Consider the following 1,022-nt stretch of genomic DNA (forward strand, 5'->3'; position numbering starts at 1 on the left):
CGACCCGACCGTGCACGAGCGGTTCCCGCACCTGAAAATGATCAACTGGTTCGAGTGGAACAAGATGGAACCCGAAGTCGGCGCCCCCGTGGACTGGACCGTCCTGGAGGACCCCACCATCCGCACCGAGTTCACCAAAGCCTTGCCGGACTGGTACCGCTTCGCAGCCAAACCCCCCACCTGTGGGGAACCCCTCGTCGATCCCGAAACCTGAGACCCGCATGCCCGAGGCCTAAGCCCCGCACGAGCCGCCCCTGTGCCTACTCGGTCAGGTAGACCGTTTGTGCTCGGAGGTGCGGGCCACCTGGAGTGGAAGCGGCGTCGAAGGGGACCAAGCGCGCTTTGGGTCTGCCGTGCATCCAGCCGAGGATTCTTGTCGCGGAGCTACGGTCCCCGCAATACTGGGCCATGACCCGCGAACACTCCTACGATCCAGCGGATGGCTTTCCTTGGATCATGCCGTCCCTGCGATACAACGACGTGGGTAAGGCCCTTGACTGGCTGCGGGACGTTTTTGGTTTCACCGAGTACCTGCGGTGGTCATCGTCCGAAGGCGTGATCCAACATGCTGAGATGCGCATCGGTGACGGGTTCGTAGAACTGGCCGGCGCCACCGAGGACCAGCCCAGCCCCCTGACTCTTGGGCGAACCAGCTCGGCACTTGTCGTACTCGTCGATGACGTCCAGGGCCATCACGAGCGGAGCCTAGCCGCCCACGCCACGATCATCGCGCCACTCGAGGACAAACCCTGGGGCCTACGCCAATATACGGTCGAGGACCTCGAAGGCCACCGCTGGGAGTTCTCCCAGCAAACCCGAGCAGTCCCCCCGCACGAGTGGGGAGCGCGTCTAGCCACCTAGACTCATCCCTCCCCCGCAGGACTACCACCGGAGGGTGAAGAACCCGCCCGGGGCACTCAGGAGCGTGATCGCCGGAGCATTGACAACCGCTCCTGATGTAAAGCATCCTTGTCGTGACAAGGATGCTTTACATCAAGGGGTGGCGTGCAGAACAGCATCCG

General features: G+C 63.3%; 1 protein-coding gene and 1 pseudogene. Both read left to right on the top strand.

Features of this window, described 5'->3' with window-relative positions; genetic code table 11:
• Positions 1–214 (top strand): annotated as a pseudogene (locus tag ACX80I_RS17270) (hypothetical protein); the annotation flags it as partial.
• Between the two features lie 242 nt (positions 215–456).
• On the top strand, positions 457–861 hold the full coding sequence (locus ACX80I_RS17275) for a VOC family protein (protein WP_459346332.1): 405 nt from the start codon (positions 457–459) through the stop codon (positions 859–861).
• Positions 862–1,022 lie beyond the last annotated feature (161 nt).

This window comes from Arthrobacter rhamnosi (assembly GCF_054510855.1).

Coding starts and splice junctions, on each gene's coding strand:
- ACX80I_RS17275 (WP_459346332.1), top strand. CDS start 457: ATGCCGTCCCTGCGATACAACGACGTGGGTAAGGCCCTTGACTGGCTG.